Origin of the sequence: Cellvibrio fibrivorans (assembly GCF_031457055.1) — a bacterium.
Lineage (GTDB): Bacteria > Pseudomonadota > Gammaproteobacteria > Pseudomonadales > Cellvibrionaceae > Cellvibrio > Cellvibrio fibrivorans.
In genome coordinates this window covers 940,750-959,929 of sequence record NZ_JAVDVX010000001.1, presented here as the reverse complement: position 1 = coordinate 959,929, position 19,180 = coordinate 940,750, and the positions used below count along the sequence as shown (strand labels likewise).

Here is a 19,180-nt window from a genome sequence, read left to right as displayed (position 1 = left end):
CCTTACTTCACGGTTTTGCCGAGCAATTCATTGATGTTGCCGAGCAGCAGATCTTCCTGATAGGGCTTGCCCATGTACTTGTTCACGCCGAGGCTGAACGCGCGCTCGCGGTGTTTTTCGCCGGTACGCGAGGTGATCATGATGATCGGCAGATCTTTCAGGCGTGAGCTGGTACGGATATTTTTGGCCACTTCGAAGCCATCCATACGTGGCATTTCGATATCCAGCAGCATCACGTCAGGCATATGGTCTTGCAGCAATTGCAGGGCTTCAACACCGTCTTTCGCTGCGATCACTCGGAAGCCTTCGCGCTCCAGGAAGCGGCCAGTTACCTTGCGTACGGTTACCGAGTCATCCACTACCATTACAGTCTTCTCAGACAAATCTTCTTCCGGCGCAGCGCCGATTTTGAGCGGTTCGAGCAAGATGGCGTTTTGCAGGCCGAGTGCCAGCTGTTCGCGGATCATGGCGTGCAGATCCAGAATCACCACCACATTACCATCGCCCATTACCGTAGCGCCGGATACTCCGCGCACCGCACTGAACTGGGCGCCGAGGGTTTTTACCACGATCTCGCGCGAGCCGAGCAGGCGGTCCACTTGCAGCGCTACTGTGTGCTCGGTACTGCGCACCAGTACCACTGGCAGCGGCAGGGTTTGGCCATCGAGCTTCGGTTGGGCGCTGGAGTCGAGCAGATTGCCCAAGTAGCGCACCAGATAGTTTTCACCGGCGTAATCAAAACGGGCGGTGTCATCTTGATAATAGTGCTCCAGCTCGAAGGGGCTAACGCGCACAATACCTTCAATCGAGTTGAGCGGAATGGCGTAAAGGTCATCGCCAATCTGCACCATCAGTGCGCGGTTTACCGATACGGTAAACGGCAGGCGGATGGTGAATTCAGTACCCGAGCCCCAGTTGGAATCGATAAACATGGCGCCGCCGAGCTGCTTGATCTCGGAGTGCACCACGTCCATGCCCACACCGCGGCCGGAAATCTGGGTGACTTTTTCGGCGGTACTGAAGCCGGCGTGCAGGATGAACTGGATAATATCCTGATCTGCGAGCTGGGCGTCGGCTGACATCAGGCCACGTTCAATAGCTTTTTCGCGCACACGTTTCAGGTTGATACCGCGACCATCGTCGATGAGGCGCAGGATTACATCGCCGCCTTCACGGCCGAGGGTCAGCAGGATACGGCCGTTCGGATTTTTACCGGCAGCGATACGCTCATCAGGCGTTTCGATACCGTGGTCAACCGCGTTACGCAGCATGTGTTCGAGCGGCGCCACCATACGTTCCAACACGGTACGGTCCAGTTCGCCTTCGACGTTATCCAACTCGAAATCGACTTCTTTACCCAGCTCGGTCGCCGCTTGGCGGACGATACGACGCAAGCGCGGCACCAGACGGGAGAAGGGCACCATGCGCGAGCGCATCAGGCCTTCTTGCAAGTCGGTATTAATGCGCGACTGTTGCAGCAGCAAGGTTTCGGTATCGCGGGTTTTATCCGCGAGGGTGTATTTCAAGTCCATCAAGTCAGATGCGGATTCGATCAGCGAGCGCGACAGCTGCTGCAACTGCGAGTAGCGGTCCATCTCCAGCGGGTCGAATTCTTCGTGCTGCATCATTTGTTCCTGACGGAACAAGACTTGTGCTTCGGTTTCGATATCGAGACGGCGCAACTGCTCCTGCAGACGCTGGATGGTGGAATCCATCTCCTCGATTGATCCGCTCAAGTCACTGACTTGCTGCTCCATACGGCCACGGCTGATGGAGGTTTCACCGGCGAGGTTAACCAGCTCTTCAAGCAATTCGGCGGAGACTTTGACCACTTCTTGCGGGCCGGTACGGCGCGCCGCCAAATGCTGTACTTGCGCTGGGCCGGTATTGCCGGAGCGCAGACCGCCACCGTATTCAGTGCCGGGAATAGCACCGGGAACCGGAGCTACGGGTTTGGCTTTAGGCGCAAAGGTCAGTACATTCGGTTTTTGGCTGGGGCTGCCGTCATTTTCGTAACCGGTGCGTTCATAGCTATTGTCAGCAAGATCGCGGGTGTTATCGACCACTATGGTAGGTTTGTTGTAAGACGGTTGTTCGTCTTGCAACATAGGTACATCTTCCGCGTATTGGATGTCCTCAACCGCTTCGTCAACACTGACGTAGTTATCGGCTGGGGCATAGTTATCCAATACAGGAACGTAGCTATCCAACACCGGTGGTTCTGGTTCATCTTCGGCTGTATCAGCTACACCGCCGTTCATGCGCGCTTGTGCCTTGGCAACGCCGGCGTGCATACGATCCTGATAGCCATGCAGGCGGTTGAAGAAGGATTGATCCAACTCAACATCATCGCCCATCTCAATCAGGATGGTTTCAAAGTCGTGCGACAAGTCGCCCAAATCAGTCAGGCCAGCGAGTCGTGCACCGCCTTTAAAGGTGTGCAGTGAACGCTTCAGCTCTTCAACACAGCTACTATTGTTCCAGTCGTCCTGCCATTCATTGAGCGACGTATCGATTTCTTCCAGCAGCTCACCTGCTTCTTCGATAAAGATCTCGACGATTTCCGGATCAAAGTCTTCATCTACCGCCAGTTCTGGTTCGGCCAGCGCTGGTTGGGGAGCCACAAATTGAACTTCAGCGACGAGTTCAGCTGTGACTTCTATAGGTGCTTCAACGACCAGATCTTCTGCTTCTGCATAAATTTCGTCAGAGGGCTCGCTGCCTTCCGCTTCCTGAGAATCATGTAGTTCAACAGCCTCATCATAGACAGGATCTTCTTCAACCAGACTGATTTCCGGCAGCAGGGTGTAGGCGGTATTGTCTGCGTCTTCATCTACCAGCTCGATATTGTCAGCATCAGAGTCATAGCCGGCATGGGCTACAAACTCATAGGCACTTGGCTCGCTACCCGCAGGTTCGTCGAATTCGATGACCTCATCCAATTCGGCGAGCGGAATCTCTTCCTCTTCTGCCGCCGCCTCTTCAACTGCAACTGGTGCAACTTCTTCCTCGAACAGGGGGATATCTTCCTCAACCAACGGAATTTCGTCGTTGATCAGGGTGCTGAGAGTGACCACTTCGGTACTGAGCAATTCATCCAGTGCATCGTTGACGGCATCCGGAATCCTGTGCAGGTTTTGTCCGGCTGCTATGGCATCCACCATATCCAACAGGGCGATGTGGGCGGCATTTAGGGTGGTGCAAACCGCCGGTGAGCAGGCCAACTGCTCGGCGATCACTGTCTCATAGACACTGTGGATTTTTTCGCTCAGCTCGGCCATGGCAGGCAGATAGGCGTGGGCTGCAGCTTTGGTGAGTTTGCCCAACTCGTCCATTACCGGGATCAACTGGATGGCATCGGATGGATCGGCTGCCCATTGGGCGATGATCTTGTCCGCGTCCAGCAGCAGGTTCATTTCCTCGGCCATAAAAATGGCGAGCAATTCCGGGTCTACCGGACGCTTGCCGCTCTCATCCAGCTCTTGCAGGCTGACGAGCGGGGCGACGTGGATCTCGCGCAGCTCATTCACACGCGCTACAAATTGCTGCAGGCGGGGAATATCGACCACTTCACCTGCTTCAATTTGATGCAGGGCAATTTGTGTGTAGCTGACGGCATCGCGCAACAGTTGGAGGATATCGTCATTGATATTAACGTGATAAGAACGTAGCTCTTTAACGAAGCGCTCCAGCGGCGTTGCCAATTCCGCCACCTGTGTAACTTCGGCCATATGCGCGCTGCCTTTGAGCGTGTGCAATGCGCGCTGCATGCCTTCACTGGGCGGCTCGTAAATGGGCGCTTCGGCTTCCATGCGCGCGATATATTCCTCAACCACTTGCAGATGGGTGAGAGCTTCGGCGCCGAAAATTTCCCACAGCTGGGCGTCAGGATCGTCGATGTCAATATCGTCGTTGGTCGCTGCGCTGTAATTGAAGCTAACGGCTTGATGTTCACTGTAGGCTTGCGCCAGTTGGGCGACGTCATCTTCGTCGACGATTTCAACCTGGTCTTCCAGTGTCATCAAGGGTGGCGTTGGTTCTTCTTCACTATCAAGATCGAGAACCTCGTCTCCAACTTCCAACTCAACCACGGGTAAGTCAGCCATTTCCAGCGTTAATTCTTCATCAGCGCTGTCACTAGCTTCTTCATCTTCAACTGTGAAGTTCAGCTCTTCAGACAGCTCCGTGATGGCTTCGTTATAAGCCTCTGAGTCGTCCAGTTGCGGTTCTTCCAGTTGTACTTCAGTGTCAGGTTCTTGAATCTGTTCTTCTTGCTCGGCATCAAGGTCGACGCCTTGTTCATGTTCCTCATCATCTCCCTGCAGTGTGTAGGCGTCACTGCTATCAACAGCTTCAGGCATGGATACAGGAGCAGGGCTATCGCCCAGTTCGGCGAGCAGTTCGTCCGGGGTGACACCTTGGGAGAGAGAGACCGCCTGTTGGCGATAGGTTTCGGCCAATTGTGCATGGGGATTGGGTTGATTGTCGCGGAAGGCGGCGATCATATCCGGCAGCAATTGGCGTACTTTTTCAATGATATGGATGTGTACGGCGCCGGCGACTATAGTGCGGTCGATCACGCGGTTGAGCATGTTTTCGATCGACCAGGCCAGCTCGCCGATCTCATTGGCGCCGACCATGCGGCCGCTGCCTTTCAAAGTATGGAACGCGCGGCGGAATTCGGTCAGCGCTTCCTTGTTTTCAAAATTCTGCGCCCACTGCGGGAAGTATTCGCCAATGGTCTCGGTAACTTCGGTGGCCTCTTCGATAAAAATCTCGATGATTTCGTCGTCGATGTCTTCATCGTCGCGCTGAATTACCGGGGCATTGCTGGTGGCGACGAGATTGCTTTCCGGTTCATTGACTGCTTCTGCTGTGTCTTCTTCATCGCTTTCATCAAGCTCCGCAATAGCTTCTGCGATGGTGATCTCTTCCACCTCAGCCGCCGGGAGTTCAGCCTCAGTTTCGCTAATCACGGTGTCAGTGGTTAGTACGGGAGCCGGATCAGCTACCGGTGTTTGGACCTCAGCGTAAAGGGCAGAGAGATGGGCGAATTCATCTGCAATCGGAGTTTCCGGTTCAATCACTTCTTGATAAGCGGCGGCCAATTGTTCGGCAGCACCATTCTCTTCAGTGATTTCCGGCTCGGTCAGATTAGCATCGGCATAGTTGGTGGCCTGGGCAGGCACTGCGTCGCTGGTAGATTTACTGGTTTTGGCAACAGCGTAACCAAGGCTGGCAACACTTTCTTCTGCCACGCTCAGCAGCAGGTCGTTTTCTTCTTTGCGGCCGCCGCTACTCAGACGCTCCAGATAGTACTCAACGCTGGTAATGGCATCGGCCAGCGTATCCAATGTGGTCCATTGCGGGGTGGAATCCTGTTGCAGCAGTTGCTCTTCAATAAACCGGGCGCAGGCACCCAGAATTCGCGCTGGGCGCGGCAATGGCATTATCTCCAGACCACCGCGGATTTCGCGCAGGGTGGTAGGCACACTTTGCAGATGTTGGCGGTTCCACTGGGAGGCGATGTATTCGATGATTGCGTCTTTGGCGTGCTCAAGGCCGTTGCGCGATTCGCGCAGCACAGACTCTTTGGCACGCGTGAGGGTGATATCCGAGTCTTCACCGCCCGCGTCTTGCCCACCCATTTCGGCCAAACTATCGAGGGAGTTTTCAACCGCAATCAGCTGACTGGCGACTGCAAGTAATTGTTCGTCGCTGAGTTGGCTGCTGGATTCGACTACCAAATCCAGCGCGGCGCCCTGTTCCAGTACGCGCTTGCGCAGGTCGCCCAAGCCAAGTACCGCCAAAGTATCGGCGACCCGTTTGACGATGGGCAAAGCATCGCCCAGTGCCGACTGGGTATCGCCGCCGGCGAGGCAGATATCCAGGCTATTTTTGATCAGATTAAGTTCTTCTTTGAGCGCACCTACCACCGAGCGCATGGCTTCGGCATCGGGCACCGAGAGCATGTTTTGCGCTTCTTCGCCGCTCTCTTTGCCTTCCAGCAGCGCCTCTTCAAGATGGTAGTTTTCATAGACGCGCTGCAACTGCGAGTTGGGCGGAAAGCCGGGGGCGTGTTTGCCCGCGCGCGCAACGTAATAGAGCAGGTTTTTGATCAGCTCATCGTTGGTGAAACTGTTGAGTGCCTTGGTGCCGTGAACGGCGAGAACCTTGATCTCTTTATCCAGCTGGCGTAGCAGGTTTTTGACCGCGACGCTGATTTCAATCGCATCGATTTCAATCGCTTCAACCAGTGCCAGCGAGATATCCCAGAGCGCAAAGCGCGCAGTGCCGTGAGTGAGTTTTTGCAGGCGCGAAAACGCTTTTTGCAGATAGGCGAGATTTTCCTCCGGGTTGACACCGCGGATAAAACCCGAGGCGGCGTACTGGTACATCTGGCGCAGTTTGAGCACCATGGCCTGGAATTGCACATTATCGTTAGTGACGGGCAGGCGTGCGCCGGATACTTTTTTGGCCGGCGTCAGGTTGGGTACAAAGAGTTTGGTATCGGTGAGCAGGCTTTCGCCACGCACGGCGCGCAGGTCGTTGAGCAGCGGCAAGACCACCAGCGGATTGTCTTTGCGGGTGGCTTTGACTTGATCGAGATAAAGTGGGAATTGCAGGATGGCGCGCATCAGGACTTCTTGCGCTTCACTGCTGTTGGCGACGCTATTGGCGATCATCGCCTGAGTCAGCTGTTCCATTTCGCTGGCGAGCATGGCGGCGCCATAGAACTCCACCATTTGCAGGCTGCCGTGAACCTGATGGATATGGGTCAGGCAAAAGCGGATGCGCGCGGCATCTTTAGGATTCTCAACATAGCTTTCAAGGGCTTGGCGCGCTTCTTTCAGCGTCTCACTGATCTCATGGATCAACCAATCCAACGCGGCAAAATTGCGATTATCTGCCATGCAGAACTTTCCTCTCGTTATTCTCGCTCGGTGCGAATTTTTTATCGTTCTTCACGAACGTAGGCCTGCACGTGATCATCGCCCGTGCGCTGCATTTCGGGGTGTTCCCAGTCCACTACTTCGCCGAGGCCGACAACCAACAAACCGCCCGGTTTTAGGCGCTCGACCAGGGCATTCAGTACATCGCGGCGCAGCCAGCGGCGGAAATACACCAACAGGTTTTGGCAGAAAATCACATCCACTTGCACTACCGGTAGCTGGCGCGCGTGGATAATATTGGTGTGGGTAAAACACACTCGGTCGCGTAGTTTATTTACCACTTCATAGCTGCCATCGGTACAGAGTTGCAGATAGCGTTTGGCTTCGTCTGGTTTTACCTGTTCGACCCGGCGTTTGCCATAGCGGCCCTTGCGACCGGCCGCCAGCGCCGACGAGCTGATGTCCATAGCGGTAATGCCGTAGTAGGGGCTAATAGCTGCCAACTCAAAGCAGTCGTTCACCACCATCGCCAGCGAGTAGGCCTCTTCACCGGTGGCACAGCCCAGGCTCCATATATCAAAGCTGTTGTTCAGCGCCTGATTGTTAATTTTTTGCTGCAGATAATTGCGCACATATTCGATGGATTCGCGGTGGCGGAAAAAGCTGGTTTCTTTCACCGCGATGCGGTCAATCAAACGCGACCATTCCAGTTTCGCTTCTATTGTTTCCTTGGAAACAAAATCGAAATAGGCGTTGTAATCTTCATGGCCATGGTCGCGCATGCGCGAGGTCATCTGCGACTCCAGCCACGCTTTCTGTTGAAAAACCAACTGGATACCCGTGCGCTCTTCCAGCAGCTTGCCCCATTGGAGAAACTGGTCTTCGGTGAGTGTAGGTAATGTGCGCAGTGACCAGGCCATAGGTACTATCTATATAGGTACTATCTGTAAATTACTTTCGTAAGTTACTGGCTGCGATGCCAGCGGGGGCTGGCATCGCTTGTTTATCAGGCTTTTGAAGTGGCGAAGATGTCGTCGTCGGGCAACAGTTCGTCGTCCAGATCGATTACTTCGGCATTGCTATCGAAATCCATAGCCGGGGTAGTGGCCATAGCTTTACGTGCCGCGCTGGCGCGGCCTTCCGACATATCTTCTTCTGGCAGTTTGAAACCAGCCACAGATTCACGCAGGTCGAGTGCCATTTCGGCGAGGTTACCAATCGATTGCGCGGTAGCAGAGGTACCGGCGGAGGTTTGGGTAGTAATCTCTTGAATAACATTCATCGTGTTGGAGATGTGACCCGCAGACGATGCTTGTTGGCGCGCGGCGTTGGAAATGTTCTGGATCAATTCCGCCAAGCTTGATGATACGTTTTCAATTTCTTCCAGTGCCACACCCGCATCCTGTGCGAGGCGTGCACCGCGCACCACTTCAGAGGTGGTTTGTTCCATCGAAATTACCGCTTCGTTGGTATCGTTCTGAATGGTTTTTACCAGCGCTTCGATCTGCTTGGTTGCGGCTGCGGAACGTTCCGCAAGGCGTTGAACTTCGTCCGCCACCACCGCGAACCCGCGGCCCGCGTCACCGGCCATCGATGCTTGAATTGCCGCGTTAAGTGCGAGGATGTTGGTTTGGTCCGCAATGTCGTTAATCAAACTTACGATATCACCGATCTCTTGTGACGATTCACCGAGGCGTTTAATACGTTTGGAAGTATCTTGAATCTGTTCGCGGATGGTATCCATCCCGTGGATGGTGTTCTGTACCACTTTCGCACCGTTGCCCGCGATCGATACCGCGCGCTCCGCTACCGCTGCCGATTCGGCGGCGTTTGCAGATACCTGGTCAATCGTCACCGCCATTTCGTTTACCGCGGCGGATGCACCGGCGATTTCTTGTGCCTGGTGTTCAGAAGCTTCGGCGAGGTGCAATGCAGTTTGCTGGGTTTCCTGCGCAGCGGCCGATACGTTAACCGCAGTTTCGTTGATTCGCGCAACCAGGATACGCAGCTGGTCGATGGTGAAGTTAATAGAGTCAGCGATCGCACCGGTAAAGTCCTCGGTTACGGTTGCGGTCGTGGTCAAGTCACCGTCCGCGAGGTCAGCCAGTTCATCGAGGAGACGCAAAATTGCGGTTTGGTTACGCTCGTTGGTATCCGCAGTTTCATCCGCGCGTTTACGTGCGCCCATATACTGGTTAAAGCCCAGAAAGAACAAAGAGCCGAGAGTAATAGCGGCGAGCACAATAACAGTCATATTGTTGATGAACGGACGGCTGTCTGCTTGCCCGGCAATTTTATCGGAGATGGCGGCCAGACCTTGTAGCAGTTGTGGGGTGTCGTTCAGCAATGCATCAGATGCCTGACGGGCGCGAGTCAGGGTGGTAGAACCTTCAACCATCTCCTGGATCGATTTGTTTACGCCTTCAAACAGGGTGGTGATCTGGTCAAGACTGGCGCGCGCTTGTGCGTCAGATACACGGGTAATACGCAGTGCCGGGTCGCCGTCTTTCATAGCGGTCAGTACGCGCGCGTAGAAGTTGGCGTCGCGGTTGAATTGGTCGGCGGCATCGCCGGAGTCGGTATCACCGCGCAGCATTTTATCCACGTTACGACCGATACGCTCGGCGCGCCAGGAGAGCAGCTGGGCTTGGATCGCTTGGTCGGCAGGAGCGCCGGATTCAAGCAGGATATCCACGATGTTGTTGTGTTCAGTCTGCAGGGTAGGCAGGTTGTCGTTCAGGGTGTTACCTACGTTATTGAGCGATACGATCAGGTCTTTGTTGGTCGCAATCGCTTGGGCGTTGGTTTTTACCCGGTTCCAGATGGCGCCGAAGCTGTCGAATTCTGCACTGAGCGATGCACGGGTGCGCTCGTCGCTAGCGCGCAACATATCCCATGTACTGCCCATGCTCTCTACCACGCCGGTCAATTCACCAAAGGCTTTTTCATCGCCTGAGGTTGCGTCACGCGATAGGGATGTCAGGCGGTAGGCTTGCGCACGCAAGTCAGCGGCCTGTTGCAGATATCGCTGGTCATTGCTCTTACCCTGGTTAATCAGGAACAGCAACACCATCGCGGCAGCAAATGAAGCCACCAGCAAGACCGAAGCGATAACAGTCGTCGGTTTTGCCTTGAAGGTGGCAATCTTTGAATCAGTTTTCATCTAAGCACTCCTAACCAGCGTTCGGTTTTATTTTTTCTATCCACTGCGCTTTTTGCACGAGGCAGCAAGCTTCAATTTGACTCTCAATCTAACGTTTGGGTTGAACTGTTATTGCATATCTATAAATCAGGTTTTTGCCGCGTTGGTAAAACGCGGATCTTCCGCCAGCAGCGCCGGCCGGAACAGCGACCAGCGCTCGCCCCCCTGCGGGTAACTGCCGGTCACAAACGGCAAAATAGAACTTGCTACGGCTCCGGCCTGCTCGCTGTATTCATCCATGGGAAAGTGCTGCATACCGAAAACCTGATCGACGATAAGGCCGGAATAAAGTGTTTCAGTTTCCAGAATTAATACCCGGCGGTGTTTGCGCGTTCCAGTGAGGCGGTCGCCAAAAAACATTGCCAGATCAAATAGTGGTAACAGCCGGCCACGTACGTTGGCGACCCCTTTCACCCAGGGTTGTACACCGGGCAAATGAGTGTGGTTGGGGACTTCCAGCATTTCCGAAATTTCACCAATAGGCACGACAAAATAGCTGCCCATAAGCGCAAAGCCGATACCGCTCCAGTGGGGGCGTATATCGGCCTGTGCAGGCAGACCGCGTGCCGCTGCGCGGCTGCGCTGGGCTAATGTGAGCAGGGCCTGAAAGGCGGCCTGTGGTTCTGACATAAATCTATCCGTAACTGTCGTGTACCAACACCCGGGGTCGACCCATGAGGCCGTTTTACTGAATGGTCGGTGCTGATACTTGTTGTTATTGTCTATCAATCATCCATGCAGTTGATGAGCTTATCCTTCGATTAGCGCAATACCTCGGCCATTGCCGCCATCAATACTTCCTGGGTAATAGGTTTGGACAGATAGGCTTTGGCACCCTGACGCATACCCCAGACACGGTCGGTTTGCTGGTCTTTGGTGGTCACAATAATGACTGGAATATGCGCCGTCTCAGGGGTTTTTGATAATTGACGAGTTGCTTGGAAGCCGTTGAGGCCGGGCATAACCACATCCATCAGGACTACATCGGGCAATTCTTTTTGCGCCATCACAATACCGGCTTCACCATTGTCAGCGGTCATGACTACATGGCCGTTCTTTTCCAGCATGCTGGTGAGTTTGTAGGTCTCGGTGGGTGAGTCGTCAATAATCAATACTCTGGCCATAAATGCTCCAAAAAAACGAATAATTGTTCCGCAGGCAATGCGGCGAATGTTAAACAGTCCTTTGGAAGTTCATCCAGACTATTACTGTGCTGATACAAAGTGCGCAGTTGACGCGCGAGTAATAGTCAAAAAACAAATAGGCTTAAGCCCGGTACTCTTCTTAATCAAACGCTCAATCTATCAAGATGCCTTGAGATGTTTGACGTGCGCTTCTATTGCGCCGAGTAACTCGCTTTTGCTAAAAGGTTTGGTGAGATATTGGTCGGAACCGACAATACGCCCTTTGGCTTTGTCGAACAGGCCGTCTTTACTGGATAACATAATGACCGGGGTGGTCTTGAATTCGCTGTTATTTTTGATCAGGGCACAGGTTTGATAGCCATCGAGACGCGGCATCATAATGTCCACAAAAATAATGTCGGGGCGGGTATCGGCAATTTTCGCCAGGGCATCAAAACCGTCGGTGGCGGTAATCACCATACAGCCCGCTTTTTTGAGCAGTGTTTCAGCCGTGCGCCGGATGGTCTTGCTATCGTCGATAACCATCACTTTGAGGCTTTCGTAAGTTACTTCCATACTCTGACCTTGCCTTTTGTTATTGCTGCAGTAGTTGCTGCCGCTGCCAGATATACACGTTGATTGATGAAACTTGGTTGAGCGAATAGGTTATATAACGCTCATCCATTAAAACGGGCGTCAAAATAACGCCACCAATGAAAAATGAACTTTTAACACAGTTTTTAAGGTTGCGCCATAACTAGTTGAATATATGAGCAATCCATACAGTTTTTTGTTTTTTTAGATCGCTTTAATCTGTCTGTAATAATCTTGCTTTAATTGCCTTCAGGACTTAACTTTAGCCCGCCCTGTGTGTCCCGGCAAAAATATTTATACATCCTAATAATACACAGTTTGTATTATTTATAAGAGTAAGGTTTATGGCTATCTCTCTCGGCGTGGTAATGGACCCTATCGCAGATATCAAATTCTATAAAGACACGACGCTGGCGCTATTGTTGGCGGCGCAAGAGCGCGGTTGGGATCTGCATTATATGGAGCAGAGTGATCTCTACCTCCTGCAAGGCGAAGCGCGCGCGAATACGCGCAACCTGTTTGTTGCCGACAATGGTGATAGTTGGTTTGAGCTGGGTTTGCATGAGGATAAAAAACTGGGTGATCTGGATGTGATCATCATGCGCAAAGACCCGCCCTTTGATAACGAGTATATCTATAGTACCTACATCCTCGAGGCGGCCCAGAATCAGGGTGCGCTGGTGGTCAATGATCCGCGCAGCCTGCGCGACTGCAATGAAAAAATCTTTGCGACCCAATTTCCGCAGTGCTGCCCGCCAGTGTTGGTCAGCCGCGATATGCTGCGCCTGCGCGACTTTCACCGCAGCCATGGCGATGTGATTTTTAAACCGCTCGATGGCATGGGCGGCAGCCGTATTTTCCGCTGCCGTCAGGACGACCCCAATGTCGGCGTCATTTTGGAAACCCTCACCGAATTTGGTGCCCAGACGATTATGGCGCAGCGCTATATCCCGGAAATCACTGAGGGCGACAAGCGCATTTTGGTGGTGGACGGCGAACCGGTTCCCTACTGCCTCGCGCGCATTCCTGCGCAGGGTGAGACGCGCGGGAATCTGGCGGCGGGCGGGACGGGAGTTGCGCAACCGCTCACCGATCAGGATTACTGGATTGTCGAGCAGGTGGCACCCACGCTGAAAACCAAGGGTCTGTTATTTGTCGGTCTTGATGTCATCGGCAACTACCTGACTGAGATTAACGTTACCAGCCCCACCTGCGCGCGCGAAATCGACAAGGCCTATAACACGGGAATTGGGTCACGGCTTATCGACGCCATAGAGCGTAAATTAGCGGCGCAGTAATCAGCTAAGACAATGCTGCATTTCCCAATACCAGAGTAGATCGAATGAATCAGGCCGTTGCCTTGGAAGAAGAAAGTCTCGCCGTGCCGCCGGTCGATACCGGTGATCGCCTGAGCTTTACCTTTTTTCTGGCCATAGCTTTGCACGCCTTTTTAATCCTGGGCTTTAGTTTCAAGCTACCTGATCACAGTAATACTTCACAGACGATCGAGATCACACTCGCGACACATAAATCGCTGAAAGCACCGGACAACGCTGACTTCCTCGCCCAACACAACCAGGAGGCGAGTGGCACCCTCGATGAAGCCAAGCAACTCACCACCGAGCGTCAAGCGGAGTTCGCCGATACCCAGGTGCGCGAGGTAAACCCGGTACCGCAGCAACAGGCGGCTTCCACAAAAAAGATTAAAGAGCAGCAACTGCTTTCGACTACTGCCAAAAGCACCCAGACTACCCAGCTCAAACTGAACCCTGATGAGCGCGAAGAGCGCGAGGCACTAGACGGTTTGATGGAAGACCAGCCGCTGGATTCCACAGAAATTGCCAGCCTGCAAGCCAAGTTGGATAAACAGCGGCAGGAGTATGCCAAGCGCCCACGTGTGCGGACGCTCACGTCGGTGTCCACCAAGGAATCGTTTGATGCCAAATACTTGCACGAGTGGGGCACCAAGATCGAACAAGTGGGCAACCGCAATTATCCCAAAGAAGCATTGAGTCGCCACATCACCGGCCACTTGCGCTTGTCGGTAGTGATCAACCCCGATGGCACTATCTACGAAATCAAAGTTCTGCAATCGTCCGGCCAGCGCATACTCGATGATGCCGCGCGCCAAATCGTGCGTCTTTCATCACCCTTCGCAAGCTTCCCTCCCGAGATACGCAAACAGGCCGACCGCTTGCAGATTATCCGCACCTGGAATTTTGAAATCACCGGCCAAGGTTCCACTATCACCACGTCGGCCAATTGATCAGCAACCAATAAATTTGCCGCCCCTGCTTGTTTTACCTTTGTTAGGCCTCATACTGAATCCATGAACGAAAAAAGCACATTGACTACAAGTTACGATGAACTTACCCCAGGCAGTTTGCGCGACCATTTTCTTATCGCTATGCCGGGTTTGAATGATTCATCCTTTGCCCACACAGTGACTTACATTTGTGAGCACAGTGACAAAGGTGCTATGGGGGTGGTTATCAATACCGCCACACCTATGCTGCTCAAAGAAATTTTTTCGCAGATGGATCTTGATGACCTCTCTGACCAAGGCGATCAGATTGTAATGAGTGGTGGGCCGGTGCAGCCTGAGCGCGGTTTTGTGCTCCATAGCAATGAGGCCAAATGGCAATCGACGCTGGAAATATCACCCGACATCAGCCTCACCGCCTCGCGCGATATTATTACCGCTCTTGCCGCAGGCCGCGGCCCCAAGCAATGTTTGATTGCGCTCGGTTATGCCGGTTGGGGTGAAGGTCAGTTGGAGGCGGAAATTGCAGCAAACAGCTGGCTCACAGTGCCGGCCGATAAAGACATTATTTTCAACACCCCTTTTGAAGAGCGCTGGACGTCAGCGGCGCAAACTCTGGGTATTGATGTCAATTTAATTTCCAGTACTGCTGGTCACGCCTGAGCTTTCAGGCCCTGCGCGCTTGAGCTTGTCTGAATAATTATGATTAAAACCTTGCTTGCCTTTGATTACGGCACTAAAAATATTGGTGTCGCCTCCGGCCAAACCATTACCCGCTCCGCTAATTCCCAAGCGCCGTTAAAAGCCAAAGATGGGATTCCCGATTGGAACCAAATTGAAAAATTATTGAAGGAATGGCAGCCTGATTTGGTATTGGTGGGTTTGCCACTCAATATGGACGACAGTGAAAGTGAACTCAGCGCGCGTGCGCGCAAATTTGCCAACCGCTTGCACGGCCGCTTTGGCGTAAAAGTGGAACTGGTGGATGAACGTCTGAGCAGTTTTGAAGCAAAAAGTGAAGTGATGGAGCGAGGTGGTTCGCGTGATTATAAACATAATCCGGTTGATTCTATTGCTGCGCGACTGATTTTGGAAAGTTGGTTGAAACAAAACCAACCTTGACCCCATTCAGGTCTAACAATAAAAAATGCCGGGAATGACCCGGCATTTTTTATGGAGATGATGTTTGGTATTTTAAAACATCTTGCCGCGATTGTTGTGCTCATCACTTTGGATCGACAAACTATCTGCTGCATGGGATAAATAATTTGCATCGGTTTCAGAACCGAGTTTGATCATCAAACGCAAGTCGTTGGGTGAGTCGGCGTGTAACAGTGCATCTTCATAGGTGATCTCGCCATTGTCGTAAAGCGCATAAAGTGCCTGATCGAATGTTTGCATTCCGAGTTCGGTTGAACGCTTCATCAACTCTTTCAAATCCGACACTTCGCCTTTGCGGATTAAATCCTGCGCCAGCGGGGTGTTGATCATAATTTCCAGACAAGCGCGGCGGCCGTTGCCGTCGGGTGTCGGAATTAATTGCTGCGCGACAATCGCTTTCAGGTTGAGCGACAAATCCATCCACAATTGGCGGTGGCGATCGGCAGGGAAGAAGTGAATGATGCGGTCGAGTGCCTGGTTGGCGTTGTTGGCGTGCAATGTACACAGACACAGGTGGCCGGTTTCCGCAAATGCTATCGCGTGGTCCATGGTTTCGCGCGAGCGCACCTCACCAATCAAAATGACATCAGGTGCTTGTCGCAAGGTATTTTTCAGCGCTACTTCGAAGGACTCAGTATCAATACCTACTTCGCGCTGGGTAATAATGCAACCCTGGTGTTGGTGGATAAATTCAATCGGGTCTTCAATCGAAATAATATGACCTTTGGAATTTTGGTTGCGATGGCCAATCATGGCGGCGAGCGATGTGGATTTACCGGTACCGGTCGCGCCCACAAAAATAATCAGACCACGTTTGGTCATGGCCAATTCTTTGATGATTTCCGGCAGTCCTAATTCATCGGGTGCAGGGATTTTGGTTTCAATACGTCGCAATACCATGCCCGCCAAATTGCGCTGGTAAAACGCACTGGCACGGAAGCGGCCAATACCACGCGCGCTCACCGCAAAATTCAGTTCTTTCTTTTCGATAAATTCCGCGCGCTGTTTTTCATTCATCACACTCAGCACCAGCTCGCGCGCTTTTTCCGGCGCTAGCGGTGTAGCAGTGACGGGCACCACTTTGCCGTGGACTTTGATCGAAGGTGGCACACCGGCGGTGATAAATAAATCCGACGCGCCCTTCTCTACCATCAAAGATAATAACCGATCAAAATCCATAACAATGCACCTTAAAAATTATTGAAACGTTGTGCTGCAAATAGGGAACAGAATTAAAAATTTCCAGAGATCTATAACAAATAATTCCCCGGGGATTTTTTATTAGAAGTTCTCCGGAAATTTGGCTTTGCCTTTGGCGGCTTCGCGGCTGATGATACGGCGCGAGACCAGATCGGCCAGACACTGGTCCATGGTCTGCATGCCGAGCGACGCACCGGTTTGGATTGCCGAATACATTTGCGCGACCTTGTCTTCGCGGATCAGGTTACGGATCGCCGAAGTACCGCGCATAATTTCGTGCGCCGCCACGCGGCCGCCGCCGTTTTTCTTCATCAAGGTTTGTGAAATTACCGCTTGTAAGGATTCCGACAACATTGAACGCACCATGGATTTTTCATTTGCCGGGAATACGTCCACGATACGGTCGATGGTTTTAGCCGCTGATGTGGTATGCAGTGTGCCGAATACCAAGTGGCCAGTTTCTGCGGCGGTCAGTGCGAGGCGGATGGTTTCCAAATCGCGCATCTCACCGACGAGAATAATGTCCGGGTCTTCACGCAGCGCCGAGCGCAATGCTTCGTTAAAACCGTGAGTATCGCGGTGGACTTCGCGCTGGTTGATCAGGCATTTTTTGGATTCGTGTACGAATTCAATGGGGTCTTCGATGGTGAGTACGTGTTCGTATTTGTTGTCATTGATGTAGTCGATCATGGCCGCCAGGGTGGTGGATTTTCCTGAACCGGTCGGTCCGGTCACCAGCACCAGGCCGCGCGGTACGGCGCAGATATCGCGGAACACATTGCCCATGCCCAACTCTTCCATGGTCAGTACCTTGGAGGGAATGGTACGGAACACGGCACCGGCACCGCGGTTCTGGTTAAAAGCGTTAACGCGAAAGCGCGCCACACCCGGCACTTCAAATGAAAAGTCGGTTTCCAGGAATTCTTCATAGTCCTTGCGCTGCTTGTCATTCATAATGTCGTAGATCAAGCCATGCACCTGCTTGTGCTCCATGGGCGGCAGGTTGATGCGGCGTACGTCGCCATCCACGCGGATCATCGGTGGCAGACCCGCCGAGAGATGCAAGTCAGATGCGCCTTGTTTGGCGCTGAAGGCCAGGAGTTCGGTGATATCCATCAGAGCAACCTTTTGTTATTTGTCTGCAGTGCAGACCTTTGTGGGCAATTTCAGTAACTTTTAAGAAAACGGGATATGCACAAGATAGACGACCAGCTCGCGAAAGTCACCGCACGAATTCACCAAGCCGCCACAGCCGCCGGACGAAATCCGCAAACTGTGCAGTTGATCGCTGTGAGTAAAACCCAAGCTGCACAGGCCTTGGCCAATGCCTATGCCTGGGGGCAGCGCGCCTTTGGTGAAAACTACCTGCAGGAAGCGCTCGACAAACAAGTTCAACTGGCCGATCTGAAAGATATTGAATGGCACTTTATCGGCCCGATCCAATCCAACAAAACCCGCCCGATAGCGGCGCACTTTAGCTGGGTACACTCGGTCGATCGCCTGAAAATCGCCCAGCGCTTGAGTGAACAGCGCCCGCCAGAGCTGCCGCCACTGAATATCTGTGTGCAAGTAAATATAGACGATGAAACCACCAAGTCAGGTGTCAGCCTTGCGGAATTACCGGTTTTAGTCGCAGCGATCAGCCAATTGCCGCGCCTACGTTTGCGCGGGCTGATGGCAATACCCGCCGCGACCAACAATCCCGCGCAGCAGCGCGCCGCTTTTGCTAAATTGCACCGCGCACTCGAATCGTTAAACCTGCAGGGTTATGGGCTTGATTGCCTGTCCATGGGCATGTCGGGCGATATGGAAGCGGCGATCGCCGAAGGTGCGACCTTTGTGCGTGTTGGTACGGATATTTTTGGCGCTCGCCCTAAAGCGAGTGCGGGACAATAATTTTTTAACCTTAAGGGTTTACTGTGAAAACATCCAGGATTGCATTTATCGGCGCAGGCAATATGGCCAAGGCGATTATCGGTGGCCTGTTGGCCGAAGGTTTTACCCGTGCGCAGATCAGCGCCGCTGGCCCGCGCAAGGAAACACTCAATAAAGTGGCGGAAGAATTCGGTATTGCGGTCAGTACCGACAATGCCGCAACTGCCGCTCATGCCGATGTGATTGTGCTCGGGGTGAAACCGCAAATGCTGAAAGAAGTTGCGCTCGGTTTGCGCGGATCCCTGACGCATAAACCGCTGATTATTTCGGTCGCGGCGGGTATTACCACGGCGAGTATCGCGAGTTGGTTGGGTGAGGATCAGGCCATCGTCCGTTGTATGCCTAATACGCCATCACAATTGCGCGCTGGTGCCAGTGGTTTATATGCAAATGCACTGGTGAGTGACGAACAAAAATCGGCCGCTAATTCGATTCTCGGTGCAGTGGGCATTGTGCAGTGGTTGGATGATGAAGCTTTATTAAATCCAGTCACCGCTGTTTCCGGTTCCGGCCCTGCTTATTTCTTTTTATTGATGGAAGCGATGATCGATGCGGGTGTTGAATTGGGGTTAACTCGTGAGTGCGCCGCCGAGTTGACCTTGCAAACTGCACTGGGCGCCGCCATGCTCGCCAAAGATAGTGAGTTTGATGTGGCTGAATTGCGCCGTCGCGTTACCTCACCCAAAGGCACCACAGAGCAAGCCATTCTGTCATTTGAACAAGACAATTTGCGTGCAAGCGTATTAAAAGCCATGACCGCTTGTTCCAGCCGCGCCGTGGAATTGTCCGAGCTGTTAGGCAAGTAATC

At 52.9% G+C, this 19,180-nt stretch carries 14 protein-coding genes; 6 read left to right on the top strand and 8 right to left on the bottom strand.

The genetic code is table 11. The features are described from left to right. Positions 1 to 2: 2 nt before the first annotated feature. The 6 genes from J2X05_RS04095 to pilG form a co-directional block, all read right to left on the bottom strand. Positions 3 to 6,914 (bottom strand): hybrid sensor histidine kinase/response regulator, encoded by a 6,912-nt coding sequence (locus tag J2X05_RS04095; protein WP_310069000.1) that lies wholly within the window; start codon positions 6,912 to 6,914, stop codon positions 3 to 5. A 41-nt stretch (positions 6,915 to 6,955) separates the two neighbouring features. Then, on the bottom strand, positions 6,956 to 7,813 hold the full coding sequence (locus J2X05_RS04090; protein ID WP_310068996.1) for a CheR family methyltransferase: 858 nt from the start codon (positions 7,811 to 7,813) through the stop codon (positions 6,956 to 6,958). Positions 7,814 to 7,899: 86 nt separating this feature from the next. Further along, positions 7,900 to 10,056 (bottom strand): methyl-accepting chemotaxis protein, encoded by a 2,157-nt coding sequence (locus J2X05_RS04085; protein ID WP_310068993.1) that lies wholly within the window; start codon positions 10,054 to 10,056, stop codon positions 7,900 to 7,902. Between the two features lie 126 nt (positions 10,057 to 10,182). Next, a complete protein-coding gene (locus J2X05_RS04080) occupies positions 10,183 to 10,725 on the bottom strand; it encodes a chemotaxis protein CheW (protein WP_310068991.1) in 543 nt (180 codons plus the stop codon). Between the two features lie 131 nt (positions 10,726 to 10,856). Beyond that, positions 10,857 to 11,219: a response regulator gene (locus tag J2X05_RS04075; protein WP_310068988.1), complete on the bottom strand. Its 363-nt coding sequence runs from the start codon at positions 11,217 to 11,219 to the stop codon at positions 10,857 to 10,859. A gap of 180 nt (positions 11,220 to 11,399) precedes the next feature. Continuing rightward, positions 11,400 to 11,795, bottom strand: coding sequence for a twitching motility response regulator PilG (gene pilG / locus J2X05_RS04070; RefSeq protein ID WP_007639219.1), 396 nt, complete (start codon positions 11,793 to 11,795; stop codon positions 11,400 to 11,402). 362 nt (positions 11,796 to 12,157) lie between these two features. Here pilG and gshB point away from each other — a divergent pair, with 362 nt between their 5' ends. The 4 genes from gshB to ruvX all read left to right on the top strand — a co-directional run bounded on the left by gshB (position 12,158) and on the right by ruvX (position 15,198). Continuing rightward, the gene (gene gshB, locus J2X05_RS04065) at positions 12,158 to 13,111 is read left to right on the top strand and encodes a glutathione synthase (protein WP_310068976.1); all 954 of its coding nucleotides are present in this window, start codon (positions 12,158 to 12,160) and stop codon (positions 13,109 to 13,111) included. A 44-nt stretch (positions 13,112 to 13,155) separates the two neighbouring features. Next, positions 13,156 to 14,079: an energy transducer TonB gene (locus tag J2X05_RS04060; RefSeq protein ID WP_310068973.1), complete on the top strand. Its 924-nt coding sequence runs from the start codon at positions 13,156 to 13,158 to the stop codon at positions 14,077 to 14,079. Positions 14,080 to 14,142: 63 nt separating this feature from the next. After that, positions 14,143 to 14,739: a YqgE/AlgH family protein gene (locus J2X05_RS04055; RefSeq protein ID WP_310068969.1), complete on the top strand. Its 597-nt coding sequence runs from the start codon at positions 14,143 to 14,145 to the stop codon at positions 14,737 to 14,739. Between the two features lie 39 nt (positions 14,740 to 14,778). Next, entirely contained in the window at positions 14,779 to 15,198 is a 420-nt protein-coding gene (gene ruvX / locus J2X05_RS04050) for a Holliday junction resolvase RuvX (protein ID WP_310068966.1), read from the top strand. Between the two features lie 72 nt (positions 15,199 to 15,270). Here ruvX and J2X05_RS04045 read toward each other — a convergent pair whose 3' ends face one another. Both J2X05_RS04045 and J2X05_RS04040 read right to left on the bottom strand, forming a co-directional pair. Beyond that, a complete protein-coding gene (locus tag J2X05_RS04045; RefSeq protein ID WP_310068963.1) occupies positions 15,271 to 16,416 on the bottom strand; it encodes a PilT/PilU family type 4a pilus ATPase in 1,146 nt (381 codons plus the stop codon). 102 nt (positions 16,417 to 16,518) lie between these two features. Next, a complete protein-coding gene (locus tag J2X05_RS04040; RefSeq protein WP_310068960.1) occupies positions 16,519 to 17,553 on the bottom strand; it encodes a type IV pilus twitching motility protein PilT in 1,035 nt (344 codons plus the stop codon). A 75-nt stretch (positions 17,554 to 17,628) separates the two neighbouring features. Here J2X05_RS04040 and J2X05_RS04035 point away from each other — a divergent pair, with 75 nt between their 5' ends. Both J2X05_RS04035 and proC read left to right on the top strand, forming a co-directional pair. After that, positions 17,629 to 18,333 carry a YggS family pyridoxal phosphate-dependent enzyme gene (locus J2X05_RS04035; protein WP_310068958.1) on the top strand — a complete coding sequence of 235 codons (705 nt, stop codon included), beginning with the start codon at positions 17,629 to 17,631 and terminating at the stop codon, positions 18,331 to 18,333. Between the two features lie 23 nt (positions 18,334 to 18,356). Then, positions 18,357 to 19,178 (top strand): pyrroline-5-carboxylate reductase, encoded by an 822-nt coding sequence (gene proC / locus J2X05_RS04030; RefSeq protein WP_310068955.1) that lies wholly within the window; start codon positions 18,357 to 18,359, stop codon positions 19,176 to 19,178. The last annotated feature ends 2 nt before the right edge of the window (positions 19,179 to 19,180 follow it).

Coding starts and splice junctions, on each gene's coding strand:
- J2X05_RS04085 (WP_310068993.1), bottom strand. CDS start 10,056: ATGAAAACTGATTCAAAGATTGCCACCTTCAAGGCAAAACCGACGACT.
- J2X05_RS04075 (WP_310068988.1), bottom strand. CDS start 11,219: ATGGCCAGAGTATTGATTATTGACGACTCACCCACCGAGACCTACAAA.
- J2X05_RS04080 (WP_310068991.1), bottom strand. CDS start 10,725: ATGTCAGAACCACAGGCCGCCTTTCAGGCCCTGCTCACATTAGCCCAG.
- J2X05_RS04060 (WP_310068973.1), top strand. CDS start 13,156: ATGAATCAGGCCGTTGCCTTGGAAGAAGAAAGTCTCGCCGTGCCGCCG.
- J2X05_RS04095 (WP_310069000.1), bottom strand. CDS start 6,914: ATGGCAGATAATCGCAATTTTGCCGCGTTGGATTGGTTGATCCATGAG.
- gshB (WP_310068976.1), top strand. CDS start 12,158: ATGGCTATCTCTCTCGGCGTGGTAATGGACCCTATCGCAGATATCAAA.
- J2X05_RS04040 (WP_310068960.1), bottom strand. CDS start 17,553: ATGGATATCACCGAACTCCTGGCCTTCAGCGCCAAACAAGGCGCATCT.
- J2X05_RS04035 (WP_310068958.1), top strand. CDS start 17,629: ATGCACAAGATAGACGACCAGCTCGCGAAAGTCACCGCACGAATTCAC.
- J2X05_RS04090 (WP_310068996.1), bottom strand. CDS start 7,813: ATGGCCTGGTCACTGCGCACATTACCTACACTCACCGAAGACCAGTTT.
- J2X05_RS04045 (WP_310068963.1), bottom strand. CDS start 16,416: ATGGATTTTGATCGGTTATTATCTTTGATGGTAGAGAAGGGCGCGTCG.
- pilG (WP_007639219.1), bottom strand. CDS start 11,795: ATGGAAGTAACTTACGAAAGCCTCAAAGTGATGGTTATCGACGATAGC.
- J2X05_RS04055 (WP_310068969.1), top strand. CDS start 14,143: ATGAACGAAAAAAGCACATTGACTACAAGTTACGATGAACTTACCCCA.
- ruvX (WP_310068966.1), top strand. CDS start 14,779: ATGATTAAAACCTTGCTTGCCTTTGATTACGGCACTAAAAATATTGGT.